Origin of the sequence: Kitasatospora sp. NPDC096204 (genome assembly GCF_044763205.1) — a bacterium.
Taxonomy (GTDB): Bacteria; Actinomycetota; Actinomycetes; order Streptomycetales; family Streptomycetaceae; genus Kitasatospora.
The window spans coordinates 22,370-45,717 of the sequence record NZ_JBIWFT010000037.1; the positions used below are offsets into that span (position 1 = coordinate 22,370).

The window sequence follows — 23,348 nt, forward strand, 5'->3', positions numbered from 1 at the left end:
TCCGGTCCGGTCCCGTCAGGGCCGGGCGGTGCGGCGGCCGAGCGGGGTGAGCGCCCAGGTGACCAGGGCCGGCACCAGGAAGGCGAACAGCGAGGCCGAGGTCCACTCCTGCGGGGTGAAGTGCAGCGCCTCCTGGGCGGAGGTCCAGAAGTCCGTCCACCAGTCGGCCACCTTGGTCGGCGCGATGAACTGGTAGACGGCGAAGCCCAGCGCCCACGGCAGCAGCATCAGCCAGCGGGACGGTGCGTCCGCGGAGAGGTCCCAGCCGCGCCGGCCGGCGCCGAGGAAGTAGTCCACCACGAGCACCGCCAGCAGCGGCACGAACACCGAGCCGATCAGGCCGAGGAAGCCGTAGTAGGTGTCGGTGAACTCGTCGATCTGCAACGCCAGCACGGTGATCAGCACGCCGATCGCGCCGGAGAGCACCCGGCGGTCCACCTTCGGCAGCAGGTTCTGCACCGACATCGCGGTCGAGTACACGTTGGCGAAGGACTGGTCCGTCTCGCGCAGCACCAGCACCAGCAGGAACAGCCAGCCGGCCCAGACCCCCAGGAAGGAGTCGAAGATCCGGTTCGGGGCGCCGTCCGACTGCAGCAGCGCCATCAGGCCGAGCACGTAGCACCAGACCTGGGCGATCGTGTAGCCGGAGAAGCTGCCCCAGAACGCCGAGCGCGGGGTGCGCGAGTGCCGGGTGTAGTCGGCGGCCAGCGGGACGAAGGAGACCGACACCGCGATCATCGCGTCGGTGGCGCCCAGGAAGCCGTGCCAGTTGCCCGCGCCCGGGTCCGGCACGCCCTGGCGGCCCAGCTGGACGGTGAAGTAGACCATCGCCACCGCGACCGCCCCGGCCACGAAGCGGCGCAGCACCGCGATCGAGCCCAGCGGCCAGATGGTCAGCACGGTGGTCAGCGCGCCGGCGAGCAGGACGAACAGCCAGCGGTAGCCGGTGGTGTGGGCGACGGTCTGGGCGCCCGCCGAGATGGTCAGCAGCTCGAACACGCCCCAGCCGATGCACTGCACGATGTTCAGCACGGTCGGCAGGTACGACAGCCGGGTGCCGAACAGCCCGCGCAGGTTCGCCATCGCGGGGGCGCCGGTGCGGGCGCCGATCAGCGAGGCCAGGCCGAGCATCGCGGTGCCGACGACCGTACCGACGGTGATCGCGGTCACCGCGGCGGCCAGCGACAGCTCGCTGCCGGGGGCGCCGAGCACGGTGGCGGCGGTGGAGAAGCCGATCAGGCTGACGCCCAGGTTCATCCAGAGCGCGAAGTGGTCCCGGAAGCGCAGCGTGCGCGGCGGCTCGGTGTCGAGCACCAGGGGCGCCTCGCGGTGATCGGTCCGCTGGGGGCGGTCCAGGACGGCCGTGGACCCGGAGAGATCCTTGGACTCGGGCGCACCCGAAGAAGAGGATGGCGAAGCAGACGGCATGGCCGATACTCCCTACGCCGGCATTACCCGGACAGGTTCCGGCGGTCAGCGCCCCCTCGAACGTCCGTCACTCGCGTGGCGTACGGTCGACATGCGCACTCTCAGCCTGGTGGGTCCAAGCTCCCGCGTGTCAGTTGTGAGCGACAGGCTAACCGGCACGGGGGCCAACACCCAAGGCCGAGGGCGTACGGTCCGCATCGCGGGACGCCCGGCGGGGGAGGGGAGCCTCGGCCGTCCGGTACCGGCGTCGGTACCGGCTAAGGATTCTTATGAGTTCTTCAGAGGGGTCCTTACGGCAATCGAATCGTCAGTGCGAAAAACTATGGTCCTTGGTTCTGCCAGCTATGGAGGTCGTCCGTGAGCACCGAGCGCGAGGTTGGGCCCGCCGGGCCGCAGGGGGAGCAGCCCGCCGGCCAGGGGGCGGCCGAGACCGCTTCCGAAGGCCCTGCTCAGGGCGGGCACCAGCCGACCATGGCCTTCCGGCGGGTGCCGGAGCCGGAGGCGGGTGCCGTCGAGGCCGCTGCCGTCGAGGCGGCGCCGCCCGTGGACGCCGTCCCGGCCGAGGGTGCCCAGGCCGAGGGCGGGCACAAGCCCACCGTCGCCTTCACCAAGGTGCCGGCGCCGGAGGCCCCCACCGCGCCCGTGGCGTCCGCCGCGCCCGTCGCGGAGGAGCCGGCCGTCGACCCGGCCACCGGCTACATCGACGCGCCGCCGCCGGTCCTGCCGCCCGCCCCGCCGTCCCCGGTCGCCGCGGCCCCCGCCGCGCCTGCCCCCGCCGCCCCGGCCCTGCCGCCGGCCGGCAACCCGTACGCCACCCCGACCCACGGCGTCCCCGCCGCCGGCGCGCACGAGGGCTTCGGCGCCGCCCCGGCCGCCGCCCCCGCCGCGCACGGCCACCACCCCTTCGGGGCCGGCCAGCCGCTCGGCGGCTGGGGCCCCACCCACGACTCCACCTCCGGCGGCGCCGGCTACCCCGGCGGCCCGGCCGGTCCGCTCGGTTACCCGGCGGACTACCCCGGCGGCCCGGGCGGCCACGGCGGCCCGCGCAAGAAGCGCGGCGGTCTGGTCGCGCTGATCGCGGTCGTCGCGGTGGTCGCCGGCCTGGCCGGCGGTGCGCTCGGCGTGTCCGTCGCCGACCGCGTCGACAGCAGCAGCTCCGCGAACGACCACCGCAGCACCACCGTCCAGGCCAGCGACACCCAGAAGAACGAGCCCGCCCCCGGCTCGATCGCCGCCATCGCGCAGAAGGCGCTGCCCAGCGTCGTCACCATCAAGGCGCAGGGCAACGGCGAGTCGGGCACCGGCACCGGCTTCGTCTTCGACACCGAGGGCCACATCCTCACCAACAACCACGTGGTCGCGCCGACCCTCAGCGGCGGCAAACTGACCGTCAAGTTCGCCGACGGCACCTCCTACAGCGCCTCGGTGCTGGGCCACGCCGAGGGCTACGACGTCGCCGTGATCAAGATCGACAACCCGCCCAAGAGCAAGCTGGCCCCGCTGCCGCTGGCCGACTCCGACAAGGTCAACGTCGGCGACGCCACCGTCGCGATCGGCGCGCCGTACGGCCTGGAGTCCACCGTCACCAGCGGCATCATCAGCGCGAAGGACCGCCCGGTGGCCTCCGGCGACGACACCGGCTCGCAGGCCTCGTACATGAACGCCCTCCAGACCGACGCCTCGATCAACCCCGGCAACTCCGGCGGCCCGCTGCTGGACTCCGGCGGCGCGGTGATCGGCATCAACTCGGCGATCCAGTCCAACGCCTCCGCCAACGGCCGGGCCGGCAGCATCGGCCTGGGCTTCGCCATCCCGATCAACCAGGCCAAGTGGGTCGCGGACACCCTGATCAAGACCGGCAAGCCGGTCTACGCCAAGCTCGACGTGCTGCGCAACGACGACTACAAGGGCGACGGCGCGCAGATCCAGACCAAGGACGTCCAGGGCCAGCCCGCCGTCACCCCCGGCGGCGCGGCCGACAAGGCCGGCCTCAAGCCGGGCGACGTCATCACCAAGCTCGGCGGCGTCCCGATCGACAACGGCCCCGCCCTGGTCAGCCGGATCTGGACGCACAAGCCCGGCGAGACCGTCGACGTCGAGTACACCCGCAACGGTCAGACCCTCAACACCAAGGTCACCCTCGGCCAGCGCGAGGGCGACCAGTAACCCACCGCCCGCGCGGAAACGTGTGCACCGAACCCCTCCGGACCCGTTAGGCTGACCTCCGCCTGGAGAGCTGCCCGAGCGGCCTAAGGGAACAGTCTTGAAAACTGTCGTGCGGTGACCCCGTACCGTGGGTTCGAATCCCACGCTCTCCGCCGGTAGGAGAACCACCTGCTCAGGGCGGGTGCCGACATCGTTCGGCACCCGCCCTTCGCGTTTCCCGGGGAGGCGGGCGAACGGGGTTGACCCTGACACGGTGGTAGGGGATGGAGTGGTCGCACCATGTTGAACATCGGAGACTTCGCCAGCCACGGCCGGGTGTCGGTACGGATGCTGCGCCACTACGACGCGATCGGACTGCTGCGGCCCGCCCGGGTGGACCCGGTCAGCGGGTACCGCTTCTACGAGGCTTCCCAACTCGCCCGGCTCAACCGGGTGATCGCGCTCAAGGAGCTCGGCTTCACGCTGCAGCAGGTACGGGCCGTCCTGGACGAGCAGGTGGACCCGGCCGAACTGCGCGGGATGCTGCGGCTGCGGCGGGCCCAGCTCGCCGAGGCGATCGCGGCCGACGAGCTGCGGCTGACCCGGGTGGAGGCGAGGCTCCGAACGATCGAGAGCGAGGGGACCATGTCCGCACACGATGTCGTGGTGAAGAAGGTGCCGTCCGTCCGGGTGGCCCAACTGAGCGGTGTGGCGGCGAGTTACGAGCCGGAGGACATCGGACCGGTGATCGGGCCGCTGTTCGGCGAGCTGTGCGGGCGGCTGGCCGAGGCCGGGATCGAGGCGACCGGTCCTTCCGTCGCCCGCTACCAGGACGCACCGGAGGGCAACGGCGCGGTGCTGGTCCTGGTGGGCATCCCGGTCGGTTCGTCGGTGCGGCCGGGCGCGCACGACTTCGAGGTGCTCGACCTGCCGCCGATCGAGGAGGCGGCGACCATCGTGCACCGCGGCTCGATGGACGAGGTGCTGGGCAGCAGCCAGGAACTCGCCCGCTTCATCGAGCAGAACGGCTACCGCTCGGCCGGCTACGCCCGGGAGCTGTACCTGGAGTGCCCGGAGGACCAGGCGGGGTGGGTCACCGAGCTCCAGGAGCCGGTGGTCCGCCGGTAGTTCGCCGCTGGCGGGCCCCTGGGCGGGCTTGCCCTCGACCTGGTCGAGGGGCCTAGCGTCGCCCGGCATGACCACCACCACCGGCGCACCGGCCCCGGTCGCGCTGCCCCGCCCGTACCTGTTCTGGCTGGCCGGGGTCCAGGCCGGACTGCTGGGCGACGCCGCGCTGTACTTCGCCCTCGGCTGGGCCGCCTCCGCGCACGGCGGCGGCGCGGCCGGGCTGGTCCTGACCGCGATCACGGTGCCGCGCACCGCGCTGGTCCTGCTGGGCGGCGCGGTCGCCGACCGGTTCGGCGCCCGCCGGGTGATGCTCGTCGGGGACACGGTGATGCTGGTCGCGACCGGCGCGCTGGCACTGGTGGCGGCCGACCGGGGCACGCCGCTGTGGCTGCTGGTCGCGGCGGCGGCCGTGATCGGGACGGTGGACGCCTTCCACCTCCCGGCGAGCGGCTCGATGCCGCGCCGACTGGTGCCCGCCGACCGGCTGCCCCGGGCGCTCGCCCTGCGGCAGGCCGGCGGGCAGAGCGCCGTCCTGCTCGGGGCGCCGCTGGGCGGCCTGCTGGTCGCGGCCGGCGGGCTGTCCGGCGCGGCACTGGCGGACGCGGCGAGCTTCGGGGTCGTGCTGCTGGTCCTGCTGCGGGTGCGCCCCCGGGAGGAGGAGGGGCCGTCCGGTCCGCGGGAGGGACTGCTGCGCGAGGCGGCGTCCGGCGTCCGGCTCGCCCTGGCCGACCCGCTGCTGCGGGCCGCGCTACTGCTCACCGGCGCGGCGGCCGGGGCGCTGCTGCCGGTGGTGTCGCTGCTCGGCCCGCTGCTCGCCCGGGCCCACGGCTGGGCGGCCGGGACCGCGGGACTGGTGAGCGCCGGGCAGGCGGCCGGGGTGCTCGCGGTGGCCGGCCTGGTCGTCCGGCGGGGCGGGCTGCCCCGGGCCGGCGTGGGGGCGGCGGCCGGGCTCTGTGCGGCGTCGGCGGGGACCGCGCTGCTGGCGCTGGCCGGGGAACCGGCGGTGGCGGTGGCCGGCAGTACGGTGGCGGGCCTCGGCTCGGGGCTCTTCGCCTGCCACCTCGGCCCGCTGGTGCTGACCGGTGCGCCGCACAGCCATCTCTCGCGGGTCCAGGCGCTGCTGACGCTCGTACAGAGCCTGGCCCTGGTGCTCGCGAACGCCCTGCTGGGGCTGCTCGCGGACGCGGCGGGCGCCACCCTGCCCACCCTGCTCTGCGCCCTCGCCACCGCCACCGCGGGCCTCACCGCCCTGGCCACCCCGGCCCTCCGCCGGGCCTGAGCCGCCCGACGGCCCGGGCCCCGCCGTGTCGGCCCGGCCTTCGTCGTCCGCCTCTTCCGCCTTCCCGCCCGTCGCCGGGCCCACTTGCTCGGCCCCGCCGTCCGCTTCTTTCGCCTTCCCGCCCGCTTCCGGGCCCACTTGCCCGGCCCCCGCCGTCCGGGCAGAGTGCGGAGGTGGAGGCGGCCGGACGGCGAGTGGAGGCGGCGATGAGTGATCTGACGGACCGACTGACGCAGGCCCTCCCGGACGGGGCCGTCGTGGTGGACCCGGACGTGACCGCCGCGTACCGCCACGACATGGCGGGCTTCTGCGCGGCCGGGCAGCCCGCGGTGGTGGTGTTCCCGGAGACGGTCGAGCAGGTGCAGCACGTGCTGCGCACCGCGACCGAGCTGCGCGTCCCCGTGGTGCCCCAGGGCGCCCGGACCGGGCTGTCGGGGGCGGCGAACGCGGTGGACGGCTGCATCGTGCTGTCGTTGGTGAAGCTGAACCGGATCCTGGAGATCGACCCGGTGAACCGGATCGCGGTGGTCGAGCCCGGTGTGGTGAACGCCGAACTCTCCCGGGCCGTCGAGGAGTTGGGCCTCTCATATCCGCCGGACCCGTCCAGCTGGGAGTCCTGCACGATCGGCGGCAACATCGGTACCGGTGCGGGCGGGCTCTGCTGCGTGAAGTACGGCGTCACCAGCGAGTACGTGCTCGGGCTGGACGTGGTGCTGGCGGACGGGCGGCTGGTGTCCACCGGCCGCCGGACCGCGAAGGGCGTGGCCGGGTACGACCTGACCAGGCTGTTCGTCGGTTCGGAGGGGACGCTCGGGGTGGTGGTCCGGGCGGTGCTGGCACTGCGGCCGGCGCCGGCTCCCCAGCTGGCGCTGGCGGCGGAGTTCCCGAGTGCGCAGACGGCCGGGGCGGCGGTCTGCGAGGTGATGGCGCGCGGTCTGACCCCGTCGCTGATGGAGCTGATGGACGCGGTCTCGGTGCGGGCCGTCAACGAGTTGGGGCGGATGGGCCTGCCGGAGTCCACCCAGGCGCTGCTGTTGGTGGCCTTCGACGGGCCGGACCGGGTGGCCGAGCTGGCCCGGGTCGCGCGGTTGTGCCGGGAGGCCGGGGCGACCGAGGTGGTGCCGGCCGAGGACCAGGCGGAGTCCGACCTGTTGCTGGCCGCCCGGCGGATGGCGCTGCCCGCGCTGGACCGGCTGGGCACCACGATGATCGACGACGTGGCCGTGCCGCGCTCCCGGCTGGCGGAGATGCTGGACGGCGTCGCGGTGATCGCGGAGCGGCACGGACTGACCATCGGGGTGGTCAGTCACGCCGGGGACGGCAACACGCACCCGATCGTCATCTTCGACGCCTCGGACGAGGAGCAGGCGGCCCGCGCCAAGCGCTCCTTCGACGAGATCATGGCGCTCGGGCTGGAGCTGGGCGGCACGATCACCGGGGAGCACGGGGTGGGGCTGCTGAAGCGGGACTGGCTGGCGCGTGAGCTGGGCCCGGTGGCGCTGGACCTGCAGCGGCAGCTGAAGGCGGTCTTCGATCCGCTGGGAATCCTGAATCCCGGCAAGATGATCTGATTTCCATCGATACATCAAGATCTGGGCGGGCCCTCCGCGCCCACCTTCCTGGCGTCGAAGTGCGACTCTCCGACGGTCTGCAAATTGCCGGAAAAGTCGACACGGGAGAGTGACCGAACTTTTCAGGGGCGCGTTCACGGTTCGCATGCGCCGGGGTGGTGCGCTCGGCGGGTCGCGTGACGGCGTCGCGCCGCCCTCCAGGGCGTCTCGGTCGGCCGCCGTTCGGGCGAAGTGCCCAGCTCGGGCGGGGTGTGTCGTCGCGTACTCCGCTTTCCGGGCCGTTATGCGCGGCCGCACGGATATCACGCGAACGGGCGAAATCCGCCGCACGAGCTAGCGCTTTGTCGATTTGTTGCGGAAGTCTGTCTTCCGGCGCCGCAGTTCGCAGGTGTTCGTCTCGCCGACGAACCTTGCACACCTTGATCGACCACTGCCCGATGAACGGCTTCCCGGAGGCACCCATGGCACGCGTTCACACCCGTCGAAAAACCGGGCTGCTCCTGGCCGGGCCACTCGCGGCCGGCCTGCTGCTGGCCGGTGCCGGTGCTGCCGCCGCCGACGAGGGAGCGGGCGCCGAGTCCGGTTCCGACACCGGGGTGGTCTCCAACACGGGCACCGGCAACGTGTTCGGCGGGGTCGACGGCAACTACGTCTCCACCCAGCAGACCGCCACCGGCTCCGGTGCCTCGAACCAGGACAACACCGTCGCGGTGAAGGACAACGCGGGCACCGTGCAGGGAGGTCAGGGCAACAAGGACGTCACCGTCGTCGTCGCCCCGACCTTCAACTGACCGACCGCACGGCCACTGACCGACCGCACGGCCGAGTGACGGCACCGGGCACCACGGAAGGCGGGGGCGCCTGACGTGGGCGGACGCGGGTGAGCTGAGCAGCCGCGAACGGGCCCGGACCGGATCGGAACGGCCGGAACGGACACCGAGGAGCCAGCACTTCACAGACACCGAGGAGCCGACGCTTCACACCAGAGGGAACAGCGCATTCGACCGGCCCGCGGAAAGGGTCACCGCGAAACCGGTCTCGTGGGCGGTGCCGCCATCGGCACCGCCCACGAGCGCGTCCGGCGCCGGCGCGCTCGCCGTCCGCCCCCGGACCTCCCCGTCCGGGCAGCCGGGAACGGCCCCGGAATCCCCCGCTGACCGGCCCGGATCCGTTCATCGAGGGCCCGCGCCCGGAGCCGTCGGTGTACGGCGGTACGGTTGCGCTCCGACAGCGCACCCACGTGCCCGGCCCGGAAGGACCGGAACGGCCGGGGTGGCGATCGCGGCAATCGGAAGGAAGGGCGCGCGATGGCGGCGGAGGAGGAGGGCCTGACCGGCCCGGACGGGGCCAGGCCCGCGGCGGAGCCCGGAGCGGACCCCGCGGAGGCGCGCCCGGAGCCGTCGGCCGAGCCGGTCCACGAGCACCGGTCCGCCCCCAGGTCCGTCCCCGAACTGCTGCTCGGCCGTCCGCCGATGGCCCGCCCGCTGCCGTCCTTCGACCACGAGGCCGCTCCCGCCGAGCCGGGCCCGCTGTTCGTGGACTGGCTCGAAACCGCGCTGCACGCCGGTGTGCTGGACCCGCAGGCCTTCACCCTCTCGACCGTCGACGCCGACGGCATGCCGGACGCCCGGGTGCTGGTGCTGCGCGACGTCGACGCGGCCGGCACCGGCTGGAACTTCTCCGCGGACGCCGACAGCGTCAAGGGCCGCCAGCTCGCGGCCCACCCGTACGCCGCGCTGACCGTCTACTGGCCGCAGCTGGGCCGCCAGGTCCGGGTGCGCGGCACCGTCGAGCGGGCCGCCGACCTGGTCGCCGCCGCCGAGTTCGCCACCCGCTCGCCCGCTGCCCGGCTGGTCTCGCTGGTCGGGCGGCAGAGCGAGCCGCTGGGCTCCCTCGACGAGTACGACGAGGCGGTGGCGGTCGCCCGCCGCCGACTGGGGACGCACCCGGACGCGGTGGCGCCCGGGCACGCGGTCTACACCCTGTGGGCGCACGAGGTGGAGTTCTGGCAGGGGGACAGTCAGCGCCGCCACATCCGGCTGCGCTACACCCGCATCGGTCCGGTCAGCTCCGCGGAGTGGTCGCGCACCCTGCTCTGGCCGTAAGGCCTTGCCGGGCCTGGCAAGGCCTTGAGCCCTCGTCGGCCTCCGCGGGCACCCGCGGGGCTACCGCCGCCCGGTCAGCGTGGCGCCCACGCTGGCCGCGACCACGCAGCCGATCCCGGCCAGCTGCGGCGCGCCCAGCAGCTGGCCCAGCACCACCAGCCCGACCAGCGCGCTGACCGCCGGCTCCAGGCTGACCAGCACGCTGAACACCCGCTGCGGCATCCGTCGCAGCGCGGTCATCTCCAGCGCGTACGGGATCACCGGCAGCAGCAGCGACACCCCGGCCACGGCGGCGAGCAGTGCCGGTGCCGAGGCCCCGGGGGCGGTCAGCCCGTGCCAGGCCTGGCCGAGCCCGAACGGCGCCAGCGTCAGCGCGCCGACCGTCATCGACACCGCCAGGCCCTGGAACCCCTGGAAGGTCGCGCCGACCTTGTCGGTGAACAGGATGTACACGGAGTAGCAGGCGGCCGCCCCGAAGGCGTACAACAGGCCGACCGGGTCGAGCGACCCGCCGCCGTCCCCCTCGCCGAGCAGGGTCAGCAGCACCACGCCCGCGGCCGCGAGCAGCGCCCAGAGCAGGTGGCTGGCCCGCCGGGCGAAGACCAGGGCGACCGCGAGCGGGCCGAGGAACTCGATGGTCGCGGCGGTGCCCATCGGCAGCCGGTCGATGGCCCCGGCGAACAGGAAGGTCATCCCGGCCGAGGCCATGCCGAGCAGCGCGGCCGCGGCGAGGTCGCGCGGGCGCTTGTCGCGCAGCTTCGGCCGGGTGACGGCGAGCAGGATGACGGCGGCGAAGCCGAGCCGCAGGAAGGTCGTGCCGCTGACCCCGAGCGGGCCGAACAGCGGCTTGGACAGCGCGATGCCGGTCTGCACCAGGAACATCGCGGCCAGACAGAGAAGCGGCGCCGGGATCCGCTCCGGGCGCCGCAGGACCTTGCCGAACCGGCCGGGGGATCGGCCGGTGTGGGTTCCGGGTGGCGCCGCGGGGCCGGACGCCCCACCTCGTCGCCAGCTTCCCCGCTCGCCGGCAGGCTCGCCCTTGGGGGCGGGCGGCATGGCAAGGGCCTCGGCGACGGCGGCGGCCGACGACGAGGCGGCGGGGGTTTCGCTGGTATGGGAGGTGGGCATGTTTGTGAGTTTGCCGTAAGGAGTGATGAACGGGCAAGCTCGTTACAAAAATCGGGACGGATCCGGACGGGTGCGTCTGAAAGGGTGGACCCCCGAGGGGGCTGCGGCGTGGTTGCCGCAGTCGTCCGACGGTCCGTCAGTATCAAGGCGGGGTGCGCCATCTCCGCCCCGCAGCCCTCCTCGCCGCCGCCCTCGTGCTCCTGCTGGCCACCGACGGGACGGGCGCGAACGCCGAAGCCGCCGCCCGGACCGCCGTCGCCGCTCCCCGCGTCCGGGCCGTCACGCTGCCCGACCGGTTCGGCCCGCCCCGGATCCGCGACACCTGGAGCGGCCCCGCCTTCGACGCCTGCACCGCACCGCCGCTCGACACCCTGAAGGCCTGGCGCGACGCCTCCCCGTACGGGGCGCTCGGCATCTACACCAGCGGCTCCCAGCGCGGCTGCACCCAGCCCCGGCTCACCGCCGAGTGGGTGCGCCAGGCCCGGACGATGGGCTGGCGGTTCCTGCCGGTGCACGTCGGACTGCAGGCGCCGTGCGCCGACCCGGGCCACAAGCCCAAGCGGATCGACCCGGTGAACGCCGTCGAGCAGGGCCAGGAGGAGGCGGGCGAGGCCGTTCTGGCGCTGCGCGCGCTCGGACTCGCCGCGGGCAGCCCGGTCTACCTGGACATCGAGGCCTACCCGCCGCGCGACCCGGTCTGCGGCCAGGCCGTGGTCGACTTCACCCTCGGCTGGACCGCCGGCCTGCACGCCGCCGGCTACGGATCCGGCTTCTACTCCAGCCTCGACTCCGGCATCGCGGACCTCGCCGCCGCCGCCCGGGCCGGCAGCTCCCCACTGCCCGACGCGCTCTGGTACGCCCGCTGGGACGGCAAGGCCGACACCGACGGCTCCGGCGGCCTCGCCCCCGACCTCTGGAACTCCCACCAGCGCGTCCACCAGTACAACGGCAACGTCGAGGAGACCTTCGGCGGCGCCACCCTCACCGTCGACCGCAACCACGTGGACGGTCCGACCGCCCGCTGAGACCCGCAGGTAGGGTGGCCCCCGATCGAGCGCGGGGGAACGGCATGACGAACGGCCAGGGGTACGGCGGCACCGGCGGACACGGCGCGCCACCGCCGCCGCAGTACCCGTACGGGCAGGCGTCGTACCAGCAGAACCCGTACGTGCAGAGCCCGCCCCCGCAGAACCCGTACGCGCGGCCGGTGCCGCAGTCGCAGTCGTACCCGCCCCAGCAGCCGCACCCGTCCGCCCCGCCGCCGCCCGCGAGCGGCCTTCCCGGCGGCTTCCCCGGCCCCGCGCCGCGCCGCAGCCGCGTCGTGGTGCTGACCCAGTTCCTCCTCCAGTGGATCTACGCGCCGCTGTGGATCCTCGGCCTGGTGCTCCTCTTCGTCCTCCTGGTCTTCGCCGACAACGTCGGCGGCGGGTCCGGCCCCAGCTCCGACGGCTGGCTGAAGGTCAACCGCAGCTTCATCCCGCCGCGCCGGCTGCGGGCCGAGCTCACCGGCCGCCCGGAGGACTGGGAGCGCTACGTCACCCCGGTCCTGGCGCGCCGGATCGCCGCCGCCGAGGCCGCGTACGCGGCCGGTGACGGCGAGGTGCAGACGGACCTCGGCCGGGTGGTGCGGGTCGGGCTCGCGCTGCGGCTCTACCGCGGTCTCGGCGCGGCCGGCGTGGTGCGGCTCGCCGAGCGGCACGGCTGGCACGGCGTGGCGTCCGGGACCGACGCCGGGCACGTCCGGCTCGCCCGCCACTTCCCCGCCCCGGCCGTCCTGAACGCCCCCACCCCGCAGGACCCGCCCGCCGCCCCCGGCGCCCCGTGGGGCCCGCAGCCGGTCCGCTTCGCGCCGCTGCTGCCTTTCGTCTTCCTGCTCCAGATCGTCTACGTCCCGGTGTACGGCCTGCTCACCTGCTGGGTGAGCCGCCCCGAGCCCGACTACTGGGACCGCTGGGGCGCCCGCTGGACCGTCGGCCCGCGCGCCTTCCGCGCCGAGTTCACCAACAGCCCCGCCGCCTGGGACCGCCACATCCGCCGCATCCTCGGCCGCGACACCAAGCGCATCAGCACCGCGGCCCGCACCCCCGACGGCCCCCGAGTGGACCGCGTCCACCTCAAGCGCGCCACCTACCGCGGCGCCGGCGCCCACCGGGCCCTGTGCCTCGCCGCCGAACAGGGCTGGACCCTCGACCCCGCCTACACCCCCGACCCCGCCAACTCCCTCCACCTCACGCGCCCCGCCCTCCCCTGACCTCCCCGCGAGAGACCGGAGGGCGGAACCGGGACGAATCCGTGATCCGCGCAACGGGGCCGGGATACTGACAGCGGGGGGTGGGGGCGGCACAATCGGGCACGTCCGCGCGCATTACCGCCCGGTAGGTGCCGCAGGCGCTGCCGCCAGTGCCGCCAGGTCAAGGAGGACCCGTGTTCAGCACGATGCAGGACGTTCCGCTCACCGTCGCCCGAATCCTGGAGCACGGGGCCACCATCCACGGCCGCTCCACCGTGACCACCTGGGACGGCACCGGGCCGGTCGTCCGCAGCTACGCCGAGGTGGGCGCCCGCGCCGCGCAGCTCGCCTGGGCGCTGCGCGACGAGCTGGGGGTGACCGCGGACGACCGGGTCGCCACCCTGATGTGGAACAACGCCGAGCACCTGGAGGCGTACCTCGCCGTCCCCGCGATGGGGTCGGTGCTGCACACGCTGAACCTGCGACTGCCCTCCCAGCAGCTGTCGTTCATCATCAACCACGCCGCCGACCGCGTGATCGTCGTCAACGGCACCGTCCTGCCGCTGCTCGCCGCCGTCCTCCCGGACCTCGCGCCGACCCTCAAGCACATCGTGGTGAGCGGCCCCGGCGACCACTCGGTGCTGGCCGGCTTCGCGGGCGGCGTGCACGACTACGAGGAGCTGATCGCCGGCCGCCCCACCGAGTACCCGTGGCAGCACGACATCGACGAGCGGCAGGCCGCGGTGCTCTGCTACACCTCCGGCACCACCGGGGACCCGAAGGGCGTGCTCTACAGCCACCGCTCGGTCTACCTGCACTGCCTCCAGGTCAACACCGGTGACAACTTCGCCTTCACCCCGCGCGACACCGCGCTGCCGGTGGTGCCGATGTTCCACGTCCAGGCCTGGGGCATCCCGCACGCGGCCTTCATGTCCGGCGCCAACCTGCTCATGCCGGATCGTTTCCTCCAGCCCAAGCCGATGGCCGAGATGATCGCCGCCGTCCGCCCGACCGTCAGCGCCGCCGTCCCCACCATCTGGGCCGGCCTGCTGGACGAGCTCGACGCGGGCGACTACGACACCTCCAGCCTGCGCATGGTGGTCATCGGCGGCAGCGCCTGCCCGCCCTCCCTGATGAAGGCCTACGAGGAGCGGCACGGCATCCGGGTGCTGCACGCCTGGGGCATGACCGAGACCTCCCCGCTCGGCTGCTTCGCCCAGCCGCCGGGCGGCCTCACCCCCGAGGAGGAGTGGCCGTACCGGGTCACCCAGGGCATCTTCCCGGCCTCCGTCGAGGCCCGGCTGATCGGCCCGGGCGGCGAGCGGATGCCGCACGACGGCGTCTCGGCGGGCGAGTTGGAGGTGCGCGGCCCGTGGATCGCCGGGGCGTACTACGGCGGCGCCGACCAGGACCCGGTCCGCCCGGAGGACAAGTTCTCCGAGGACGGCTGGCTGCGCACCGGTGACGTCGGCACCATCACCGCCGACGGCTACCTGACCCTCACCGACCGGGCCAAGGACGTCATCAAGTCCGGCGGCGAGTGGATCTCCTCCGTCGAGCTGGAGAACGCCCTGATGGCCCACCCCGACGTGGCCGAGGCCGCCGTGGTCGCCGTCCCTGACGAGAAGTGGGGCGAGCGCCCGCTGGCCACCGTGGTGCTGCGCCCGGGCGCGACCGTCGGACTGAAGGAGCTGCGGGCCTTCCTGGGCGAGCGGATCGCCTCCTGGCAGCTGCCGGAGCGCTGGTCGATCGTGGAGTCGGTGCCGAAGACCTCGGTCGGCAAGTTCGACAAGAAGGTGATCCGGGCCGGCTACGCGGCCGAGGAGCTGGACGTCACGGTGCTCGGCAAGGAGTGACCGGCGAGGAGTGACCGGCAAGGAGTGACCGGCGGGGACTGACCGCCGGTGACGACCGGCGCGGAGCCCCCGGTGGAAGGGCCGGCCGTCCCCGTACCGAACGGGGGCGGCCGGCCCTTTCCACGTGCCGAGGAGCCGAGTCAGCCCGCGGCGGCGACGCCCGCCTCGCCCATCGCGCCGATCCGCCCGAGCAGGTCGACGATCCGGGACTGGACGTCCTCGCTGGTCGAGCGCTCGGCGAGGAACAGCACCGTCTCGCCGGTGCGCAGCCGGGGCAGTTCGCGCGGGTCGAGGTCCACCGAGGTGTAGACCACCAGCGGGGTGCGGTGCAGCCGGTCGTTGGCGCGCAGCCAGTCCAGCAGGCCGACCCGGCGGCGGCGGATCTGCAGCAGGTCCATCACCACCAGGTTGGGCTGCACGCTGCTGGCCCGGGCGACCGCGTCGTTCTCGTCCACCGCGTGTTCGACGTGCATGCCGCGCCGCTCCAGGCTGCCGATCATGGCGGCGGCGATGTCCGGGTCGCCCTCGACCAGCAGCACCCGGGGGGCGTGGTGCTCACCGTCGCGCGGCGCGAGGGCGCGCAGCAGGACGGCCGGGTCGGCCCCGTACGCGGCGTCCCGGGTGGCCTGGCCGAGGCCGGCGGTGACCAGCACCGGGACTCTGCGGTTGAGCGCCGCGGTGCGCAGCGACTGGAGCGCGGTGCGGGTGATCGGGCCGGTCAGCGGGTCGACGAAGAGGGCGGCGGGGAAGCCGGCGGCCTGGGCGTCCACCTCCTCGCGGGAGCTGACGATCACCGGCAGGTAGCCGCGGGCCTGGAGGGCCTGCTTGGTGGCCGGGTCGGGCTCGGGCCAGACCAGCAGCCGACGGGTGTTGGCCAGCTCGCCGGTCGGGGCCGACGGCTGTCCGGCGGCGGGCCGTTCGTCGGCGGCCGGGAGCTCGGCCATCGGGCGCGGCGCGGTCCTGGCGGCGTCGGCCGGGACGGGCGGCTGCGGCGCGGCGGCGGGCAGCGGCGCGGGGCCGAGTTGGCGTGGCGGGGCGAGCTCGCCCAGGCCGGTGCCGACCGGACGTGGTCCGGACGGCTCCTCGGCGGCGGCGGGCAGCGCGGCGCGGGCGGGCGCCAGCGCGGTGCCGGGGGAGGGCTGTGCCTGGCCGACCGGACCGGCCGGACCGGAGGCGTTCACCAGCGCGTCCGGTCCCGGCCCCGGCGGGACGGCCAGCCGGCGGCGGCGCCCGGTCGGCGCGGCGGCCGCCGGCTCGGGCAGCACGGGCGCGGGGCCGGCCGGCAGGGCGTGCTCCAGGCCGGGGTAGACCGGGGTCTCGGGCACTCCGGGCAGGGCGAAGCCGCCGGGGGCCTCGTCGGCCGAGGGCAGTGCGCGCCGGCGCCGGTGCTTGGTCTCGCCCGGGGAGTGCTCCTGGGCGGCCTCGTCGGTCGGGGTGCCGTCGGTCGGGGTGCCGTCGGGGGCGGCGGGCGTGGGCGCCGGGCCGAGCGCGAGCGGCTCGCGTCCGCCGGGGCGGTTCGGCTGCGGCCGATGGCCCTCGACGGGTACGGCGTACGCGGGGCCGGAGCGGCCGTCGTCCTTGCCCCACGGGTCGCTCTGGGCGCCGGCCGGGCCGGCCAGGCCCTGGCGGCCGTACGCGGGGTCGTTGCCGGTGCCGTTCCACTGCTCGGGGACGGCCCGCTCGACCCGGGCGGGGGCGTTCGGCCACTGGTCGGCCGGAACGTCGGGGGTGCCGGGGGTGCCCGAAGTGCCGGGGGCCGGGGTTCCGGCGGCCGGTCGGCCACGGCGGCCGCGCCGCTCGGCGGGGGCCTCCTCGGCGGGGGCCCGCTCCGCGTCGGGAGCCGCAGGGGCTGCGGGGGCCGCGGCCGCTTCCGAGTCCTCGGGGCGGGGCCGCTCGCCGGCCGGCGCGGGCTCGGCGGTGTCGGCGGCCTCGCCGCTGCTGGGCAGCTGCGGGATGCCCGGAAGCTCGGGCAGGACGGCGCTGTCGCTCTCCTTGGGCCGGTCGGAGCGGCCTTCGGCGGCGGCGCGCTCGGCGGCGGCCTTGGCGGCGGCCGGGTCCAGCGGCAGCTCGACGACGTACGTGGTGCCGGCCTTGCCGGGCAGCTCGTGCGGCTGGAGCACACCGCCGTGGCGCTCGACCACCGCCCGGGCTATCGGCAGGTGGACGGGGCTGCCGCCGACGCCGGGGCCGCGGATCTCGACCCGGGCGACCTCGCCGCGCTGGGCGGCGGCCAGGACGACGGTCGGCGGCTCGGGGGCGGGCGACAGCGCGGGCGCGGCGCCGTTCAGCCCGGGCACGGCCAGACCAGGGGAGGGCGCGTCGGGGGTGTCCAGCGCCAGTCCGACGCCGCTGACGTCGGCGACCAGGTGGGCCAGCGCCTGCGCCAGCCGCCGCTCGTCGGCGATCACCTCGACCGCGGCGGCGTGCACCGAGAACCGGACCCGGCCGGGGCCGACCAGCTCGCCGGCCTCCTCGACGGCCCGGCGGACCACCTTGTCCAGGCCCACCGGCACCCGGGGCGCGGCCTTCCGCCCGTCCTTGGCGTCCTTGGCGTCCTTGCCCGCCTTGGACTCCTTGCCGTCCTTGGCCTCGGCGGCGCCGCTCTCGCCGCTCTCGCCGGCCTCGCAGCGCTGGTGGTCGAGGACGCCGTCGATCAGCTTCCCGAACCGGCGGCACTCGGCGGCCAGCCGGCGCAGCGTCCAGTTGGCCTCCGGCCAGAGCTGGCCGGCCGGGTCGGCGGCGAGCGCGTCGAGCCGCTGGTTCAGCGCGTTCAGCGCGCCGCCGAGCTCGCTCTCCAGGACGGCGGTGAGGTGCTCGTTGCGGGCGACCAGGGAGAGTTCGCGGCTGCGGTCGGTGAAGGTCATCACCGCGCCGACCAGCTGGTCGCCGTCCCGGACCGGGGCGGTGGTGAGGTCGACGGTGACCGGTCGGCCGTCCTTGCGCCACAGCACGGTGCCGCGCACCCGGTGCTTGCGTCCGGAGGTCAGGGTGTCCAGCAGCGCCGACTCCTCCAGCGCCAGCGGGGTGCCGTCGGCCCGGGAGTGCTGGATCAGCGGGTGCAGCTCGCGCCCGCCCAGCTCGCTCGCCCGGTACTCCAGGATGTGCGCGGCGGCCGGGTTGACCAGCACGCAGCGGCCTTCGAGGTCCACGCCGAGCACGCCCTCGGCGGCGGCGCGCAGGATCATCTCGGTCTGCTTGTGCTGGCGGCGCAGCTCGGCCTCGACGCCGAGCCGGCCGGAGAGGTCGCGGACCAGCAGCAGGAGCAGGTCGGAGGAGGAGGGCGAGTTCTCGCGGTACGAGTCGTACGGGGAGCGCGCGTAGCCGCGGCCGTCGCCGTCGTCCGCGAAGTCGTTGCCGGAGACCTCGACCGGGAAGGTGGTGCCGTCGGTGCGGTGGGCGGTCATCCGGACCGGGCGGTCGAGGGCCTCTCCGTCGCGGGTGGCCGGGCGCATCGAGCCGGGGATCCGGCTGGGGTCGAACTCGGGCAGCAGACCCAGCACGCCCATGCCGACCAGCGAGGTGCCCGGTGCCTGCAACGCCTGGACCGCCGCGCTGTTGGCGTCCACGACGGTGCCGTTGCTGTTCACCAGCAGCAGCGCGTCGGGCAGGGCGTCGAGTATGGCGGCGAGGCGAGCAGCGCCTCGGATCGGCCTGCTGCTCACGTCGACAGGTCTCCTCGGCTCGGGGCAGCTCCTCCGGAGACGGCAGTATCTCATTCTTCTTTGCGGCGGGGACGACCCGCCTAGTAACGTTGGCAGCGGTTGGTGCCAAGGCCCACGGTTGTGGCATCATCACTGACACACGGAACGGTTCCGCTCGCGCGGGGACGCTCCTTGTGGGGAGGCTTCGCCTAGTCCGGTCTATGGCGCCGCACTGCTAATGCGGTTTCGGGGTTATTCCTGATCGAGGGTTCAAATCCCTCAGCCTCCGCCAGTCGGGAGCCCCCGTCGACGATCTCGTCGGCGGGGGCTCTTCGCGTTCCCGGGCACGGGCCGGGGGTGGCCCGGAGCGGTTTCAGGGCGGTGTCCGAGTGGTTCCGAGCGGTTCCGAGTGGGTTCGGAGCAGCCCGGAGCGCGACGGTGGCGGGGCCCCGGGCGGGCCCGGATCAACCGATTTCGTCCTACGCCGCAGGTCATGTAATGTTGTCCACGCAACGCCCCGGAGGCAGAGTTCACCGGGGCGAGCGCTCATAGCTCAACGGATAGAGCACTTGACTACGGATCAAGAGGTTGCAGGTTCGAATCCTGCTGAGCGCACCAAACTCCGCAAGATCGGGTTCGCCCGTTCCTTGCGCTCATAGCTCAACGGATAGAGCACTTGACTACGGATCAAGAGGTTGCAGGTTCGAATCCTGCTGAGCGCACCATCGAGAAGCCCCCGGCCATTGGCCGGGGGCTTCTCGCGTTCTCCGGGGCGCCCCGCGGGTGATTCGAACGGGGTTGCCGGGTGGATGGTCCCGTGCCGGGGGCCGGTACTCGCCGGATGGGCCCGGTGCTCCCGTTCCCGCGTCCGTTCGGGTGGCGTCGATTGCCGCCTAATGGATGAAATGCAGCCGTTTCGGGTACATCCCGTCCTGCCGCCCGGATGACCGCCGAACGGGTGGGACACGGTCGAAAGCCCAGGTGTCTCGATATGACCGGCTCAGGATCGTGATTCCTTTTTGTCGGATCTTGTGCAGACTGCCCAGCGCCCAGGCAGCCGACCGCGAAGGAGAGCCGGATGAGCCGACAGTTTCCCCGTACGGCTGTCGCCCTGGCCGTCCTCGCGAGTGGGCTGCTGACCGCGTGGAACGCCCCGCTCGCGGCGGCCCTGCGGTACCCCGACGCCTGGCCCTCCGCCGAGGCCCCGGGCGTCCCCGTGCTCACCGTCCCCGCGGACACCGACGACCCGGGCCTGCGGCTCACCGGCACCGGTGAGGCCGGCGGCATCGTCTCGGTCGTCGACCAGGACTCGGGCGACGACCTCTGTATCACCAAGGTGCCGGCGGACGGCCGGTGGTCCTGCCTGCCGGTCGAGAACCTGACGGACGGCCAGCACCTGCTCACCCCGTTCGCGGTCGACGTGGCGGGGGGCCGGACGCCCGGGCCGCCGGGCGAGCTGGTCGTCGCCACCGGCCTGCCGGCGCGGCCGGTGCTCACCTCGCCGGCTCCGGGGGAGACCGTGCGGGTCAGCCGTCCGAAGCTGGTCGGCCGGGCGGATCCGGGCGCGAACGTGATGGTCACCGCGCGGGCCGCGGCGGGCGCGGACGTCGGTCGGCGGACGGTGCTGTGCGGGGCGCCGGCGGCGTTCGACGGAAGCTGGAGCTGCACGGCCAACCGGGACCTGGCGGACGGGGAGCAGTGGCTGACCGTCGCGGCGACGGACCGGGCGGGCAACGGGATCTCGGGGGAGTTCGTACGGGTGCGGGTCGCCACCGGGGGAGCGGCGACCGCGTCGAGTCCGTCCGTCGCGGTCGCGTCGAGTCCGGTGCCGTCGAGTCCGGTGGCGTCGCGCCCCGCCAAGCCGAGTCCGGCCGCGAGTCCGGTCGCACCGGGGTCGCAGTCGTCGAGTCCGGTGGCGTCGCGCCCGGCCAAGCCGAGCCCGGGGGCCAAGGGTTCGGCGACGGCCGCGTCGAGTCCGTCCGTCGCGGCGGCTCCTGCGGTGGCACCTTCCAGGGCCGCCTCGCCGACCGCGTCCACCCGGCCCGCCGTCCCTGCCCCTTCGGCCAGCGCGACCGTCTCCCCGACCCCGACCCCGGCTCCGGCTCCGACCCGGACTCCGGCCACCTCCGGCCTCGGTGCCTCACCGGTGGTGGCCGCCGTGGTGGAGCCCGCCGAGCCCGCCACCCGGCCGCTGGCGGCGCCGGTGGTGGCCGCGCAGGGCTCGTCCGGGCGGTTCGGGGCGGACGGCTGGCGCGGTGGACTCGCCGGAGTCCTGTTGGTGCTCACCGGCCTCGGACTGATCACCCGTCGGGTGCTCGCCCGCAGGAACGGTGCTCCTCGGCGCTGACCCGCGCCGAACTGTCCCGACCATCCGCTCATGTGCCTGCGCGTCAGGTCGGCTTTGGATGATTCGTCAGTAAATGTCGACACACCTCGGTTCAAATGTCGCATTTGATGACGTATGAACTTAGCCTGACCCTGGCACTGCCCGTCAGATCCGGGCCGCCCGTTGCGCGACACACCGACCCAGAGGATCCGTGCATGGACGTCACCCGCGATTCTTCGCAGCGACCCGACAACCTGCCCAAGGCACTCCCTCCAGCCCTGCCGGAACGTTCAGGCTCCGGCTCCGGCTCCGGTTCGCCGGCCAGGGCCACGGCCGTCCGGACCGTCAAGCCCGGCGGCCCGGTCGACAGCGGTCCGGCGACCACCCCGCTGGCCGTCGTCCCGAACCCGTCCCCGGCCGACGGTGCGACGACGGTGCGCGACCCGCTGGAGTCGGCCGCCCCGGAGACCGTCGAACTCCCGGACCCCACGACGGCCGGGGCCACGGCCGCCACCACCTCCCGGCGCCCGCCGCGCGCCGACCAGGCGCTGCGCGAGCAGCCCGCCACCGCGCTGCCCGGCTGGGTCGCCCTGCTGACGGTGCTCATCGGCGTGGCCGGCGTGCTGTTCGTACTGCTGCGCACCGGTGTCATCCCGTACTGGGACGCGCTGCCCGACCTGCGGGGCAGTGCCGCGCGGGAGAGCGGCCAGGTGGAGGTGGACACCAAGTGGATCGCCGCGGCGGCCGCGGCCGGCCTGCTGGCGGTGGCCGCGCTCTCCGGGCTGCTGGCCAACGCGGGCGGCGAGACCCGGGTGCTCACCCGCTGGGGCCGCTACCGGGGCACCGTCCGCCGGACCGGCCTGGTCTGGGTCAACCCGCTGCTGCGCCGCCGGCGGGCGGACGTGCGGCTGCGGCACTGGCGCAGCGAGCCGGTCAAGGTGGTGGACCGCACCGGCACGCCGATCGTGGTCCGGCTGCTGATCGTCTGGCGGGTCAAGGACACCGCACGGGCGCTGCTGGCGATCGAGGACCACGAGAGCTACCTGCGCGAGCAGGTCCAGGCGGTGCTCACCCGTACCGCGTCCACCCTGCCCTGCGACAGCAACGCCGCGCCCGGACCGGCGCTGCGCGACGGGCAGTGGTTCGCCGACGAGATGACCAGGGCGCTGGCCGCCGAAGTCGCCCCGGCCGGCCTGGAGGTCTACTCGGTGCAGCCGCTGGCCCTGGACTACGCGCCGGAGGTGGCCGAGTCGATGCGCCGGCGCCGGCTGGCGGACCTGGACGCCGGTCTGCGCACCGTGCTGGTGGACGACGCGGTGGAGGCGGCGGCGCTCGCCGTGCGCCGTCTGGAGCGGGCGACGGCGCACGAACTGGACGAGGCCGCCCGCAGCGCGCTGATGGAACAGCTGCTGGTCGCCTTCGTCGCCCCGGCCGGAGTGGCCGCCTCGGTACCGTCCCCGGCCGCCCGCGCCGGGCGGAAGGAAGGACGAACCGCATGAGGATAGCCACCGGCGCGTACGCCGAACCCGCCGATACCGTGGGCCCGGTCGGCCCCGACGGTGATCCCGGTCTGATCGGCTTCGAGGAGCGCCTCGGCCGCATCCCCGCGATCGCGGGCTGCGGCTGCCCGAACTGCGTCGTCCGGCCGCGCGCCGCCCGCTCCGCGGCCGGCGGCGGCCGAATACACCGGGCCGTGCGGAGCACCTGTCTGGCCACCACCGTGCTGGCGGGCGCCGGTGTCGTCGGCCTGACGGCCGGCGCCGGATCCGCGCACGCCGCGGCCGGGAAGCAGGGCTGGGACGGGTCGAAGTACTGGTTCGAGAACGGCAGTGGCGAGTGGCGCTGGACCAGCCACTACGACGTCTACGCGAGCCGCACCGGGCAGTCCGGCGGCTCGGCCGGCGCCACCGCCCAGGCCGTCTCCAACGGCTCGGCCTCCTCCGCCGGGATGCGCCAGGGCTGGGACGGGTCGAAGTACTGGTTCAAGAACGGCAGCGGTGAGTGGCGCTGGACCAGCCACTACGACGTCTACGCGAGCCGCACCGGGCAGTCCGGCGGCTCGGCCGGCGCCACCGCGCAGCCCGCGCCCCCCGCGAGCCGTCCGTCGACGAACCCCGCACCGGCCTCCGGGAGCATGGAGGCGGCCATCGACTACGCGCTCGCCCAGCTGGGCAAGCCGTACGTCTGGGGCGGCAACGGCCCCTCCGGCTACGACTGTTCGGGACTGGTCCAGCAGGCCTACCGGCGCGCCGGGATAAGCCTGCCGCGGGTGGCCGACGACCAGTACGCGGCGACCACGCCGATCAGCGCCGGGCAGCTGCGCCGCGGCGACCTGGTGTTCTGGTCCGACAGCGGCCGGGCCTCGGGGATCCACCACGTGGGGATCTACCTGGGCGGCGGCAAGTTCGTGGAGGCGCCGCGGCCGGGCAAGACCGTCCGGGTCTCGACGCTCAACTCGGGCTACTACCCGACCCACTTCGGGCGGCCGTAGCCGCGCGAACGGTGACGGGC

Annotated in this window: 15 protein-coding genes, 4 tRNA genes and 1 riboswitch; of the genes, 16 read left to right on the forward strand and 3 right to left on the reverse strand. The window is 74.5% G+C overall.

Features of this window, described 5'->3' with window-relative positions:
- Window positions 1–15: 15 nt before the first annotated feature.
- Window positions 16–1,428: a purine-cytosine permease family protein gene (locus ACIQ87_RS31570; RefSeq protein WP_402413392.1), complete on the reverse strand. Its 1,413-nt coding sequence runs from the start codon at window positions 1,426–1,428 to the stop codon at window positions 16–18.
- A riboswitch (TPP riboswitch) is annotated at window positions 1,421–1,565 on the reverse strand. It overlaps the preceding gene by 8 nt.
- 220 nt (window positions 1,566–1,785) lie before the next feature.
- Between ACIQ87_RS31570 and ACIQ87_RS31575 the strand changes: the two genes are divergently transcribed.
- The 7 genes from ACIQ87_RS31575 (at window position 1,786) to ACIQ87_RS31605 (ending at window position 9,656) form a co-directional block, all read left to right on the forward strand.
- A complete protein-coding gene (locus ACIQ87_RS31575; protein ID WP_402413395.1) occupies window positions 1,786–3,594 on the forward strand; it encodes a S1C family serine protease in 1,809 nt (602 codons plus the stop codon).
- Window positions 3,595–3,658: 64 nt separating this feature from the next.
- Window positions 3,659–3,746: transfer RNA gene (locus ACIQ87_RS31580), tRNA-Ser, on the forward strand.
- A gap of 127 nt (window positions 3,747–3,873) precedes the next feature.
- Window positions 3,874–4,701, forward strand: coding sequence for a MerR family transcriptional regulator (locus ACIQ87_RS31585; protein ID WP_402413398.1), 828 nt, complete (start codon window positions 3,874–3,876; stop codon window positions 4,699–4,701).
- Between the two features lie 67 nt (window positions 4,702–4,768).
- Window positions 4,769–5,980 carry an MFS transporter gene (locus tag ACIQ87_RS31590; RefSeq protein ID WP_402413401.1) on the forward strand — a complete coding sequence of 404 codons (1,212 nt, stop codon included), beginning with the start codon at window positions 4,769–4,771 and terminating at the stop codon, window positions 5,978–5,980.
- Between the two features lie 206 nt (window positions 5,981–6,186).
- A complete protein-coding gene (locus ACIQ87_RS31595) occupies window positions 6,187–7,551 on the forward strand; it encodes an FAD-binding oxidoreductase (protein ID WP_402413404.1) in 1,365 nt (454 codons plus the stop codon).
- 461 nt (window positions 7,552–8,012) lie between these two features.
- Entirely contained in the window at window positions 8,013–8,342 is a 330-nt protein-coding gene (locus tag ACIQ87_RS31600) for a hypothetical protein (protein WP_402413407.1), read from the forward strand.
- 516 nt (window positions 8,343–8,858) lie between these two features.
- On the forward strand, window positions 8,859–9,656 hold the full coding sequence (locus ACIQ87_RS31605; RefSeq protein ID WP_402413410.1) for a pyridoxal 5'-phosphate synthase: 798 nt from the start codon (window positions 8,859–8,861) through the stop codon (window positions 9,654–9,656).
- Window positions 9,657–9,716: 60 nt separating this feature from the next.
- Here ACIQ87_RS31605 and ACIQ87_RS31610 read toward each other — a convergent pair whose 3' ends face one another.
- The gene (locus ACIQ87_RS31610) at window positions 9,717–10,784 is read right to left on the reverse strand and encodes an EamA family transporter (RefSeq protein ID WP_402413413.1); all 1,068 of its coding nucleotides are present in this window, start codon (window positions 10,782–10,784) and stop codon (window positions 9,717–9,719) included.
- 152 nt (window positions 10,785–10,936) lie between these two features.
- Here ACIQ87_RS31610 and ACIQ87_RS31615 point away from each other — a divergent pair, with 152 nt between their 5' ends.
- From ACIQ87_RS31615 to ACIQ87_RS31625, 3 genes are all read left to right on the forward strand, one after another.
- Complete coding sequence (locus tag ACIQ87_RS31615; RefSeq protein WP_402413416.1) at window positions 10,937–11,809, forward strand: DUF1906 domain-containing protein; 873 nt, start codon at window positions 10,937–10,939, stop codon at window positions 11,807–11,809.
- 44 nt (window positions 11,810–11,853) lie between these two features.
- A complete protein-coding gene (locus ACIQ87_RS31620) occupies window positions 11,854–13,035 on the forward strand; it encodes a hypothetical protein (RefSeq protein ID WP_402413419.1) in 1,182 nt (393 codons plus the stop codon).
- Window positions 13,036–13,208: 173 nt separating this feature from the next.
- Window positions 13,209–14,870, forward strand: a complete 1,662-nt coding sequence (locus ACIQ87_RS31625) for a long-chain fatty acid--CoA ligase (RefSeq protein ID WP_402413422.1) — start codon at window positions 13,209–13,211, stop codon at window positions 14,868–14,870.
- Between the two features lie 140 nt (window positions 14,871–15,010).
- On the opposite strand, the gene ACIQ87_RS31630 is transcribed toward ACIQ87_RS31625, so the two are convergent.
- Entirely contained in the window at window positions 15,011–18,532 is a 3,522-nt protein-coding gene (locus ACIQ87_RS31630; RefSeq protein WP_402413425.1) for a PAS domain-containing protein, read from the reverse strand.
- A 177-nt stretch (window positions 18,533–18,709) separates the two neighbouring features.
- On the opposite strand from ACIQ87_RS31630, the gene ACIQ87_RS31635 reads away from it, so the two are divergent.
- The 6 genes from ACIQ87_RS31635 to ACIQ87_RS31660 all read left to right on the forward strand — a co-directional run bounded on the left by ACIQ87_RS31635 (window position 18,710) and on the right by ACIQ87_RS31660 (window position 23,328).
- A tRNA-Ser gene (locus ACIQ87_RS31635) sits at window positions 18,710–18,803 on the forward strand.
- Between the two features lie 250 nt (window positions 18,804–19,053).
- Window positions 19,054–19,129 (forward strand) — tRNA-Arg (locus ACIQ87_RS31640).
- Between the two features lie 31 nt (window positions 19,130–19,160).
- Window positions 19,161–19,236: transfer RNA gene (locus tag ACIQ87_RS31645), tRNA-Arg, on the forward strand.
- Between the two features lie 353 nt (window positions 19,237–19,589).
- Window positions 19,590–20,858, forward strand: a complete 1,269-nt coding sequence (locus ACIQ87_RS31650; protein WP_402413428.1) for an Ig-like domain-containing protein — start codon at window positions 19,590–19,592, stop codon at window positions 20,856–20,858.
- Between the two features lie 194 nt (window positions 20,859–21,052).
- Window positions 21,053–22,336, forward strand: coding sequence for an SPFH domain-containing protein (locus tag ACIQ87_RS31655; protein WP_402413431.1), 1,284 nt, complete (start codon window positions 21,053–21,055; stop codon window positions 22,334–22,336).
- The gene (locus ACIQ87_RS31660; RefSeq protein WP_402413434.1) at window positions 22,333–23,328 is read left to right on the forward strand and encodes a C40 family peptidase; all 996 of its coding nucleotides are present in this window, start codon (window positions 22,333–22,335) and stop codon (window positions 23,326–23,328) included. Before ACIQ87_RS31655 ends, ACIQ87_RS31660 begins: the two co-directional genes overlap by 4 nt.
- The last annotated feature ends 20 nt before the right edge of the window (window positions 23,329–23,348 follow it).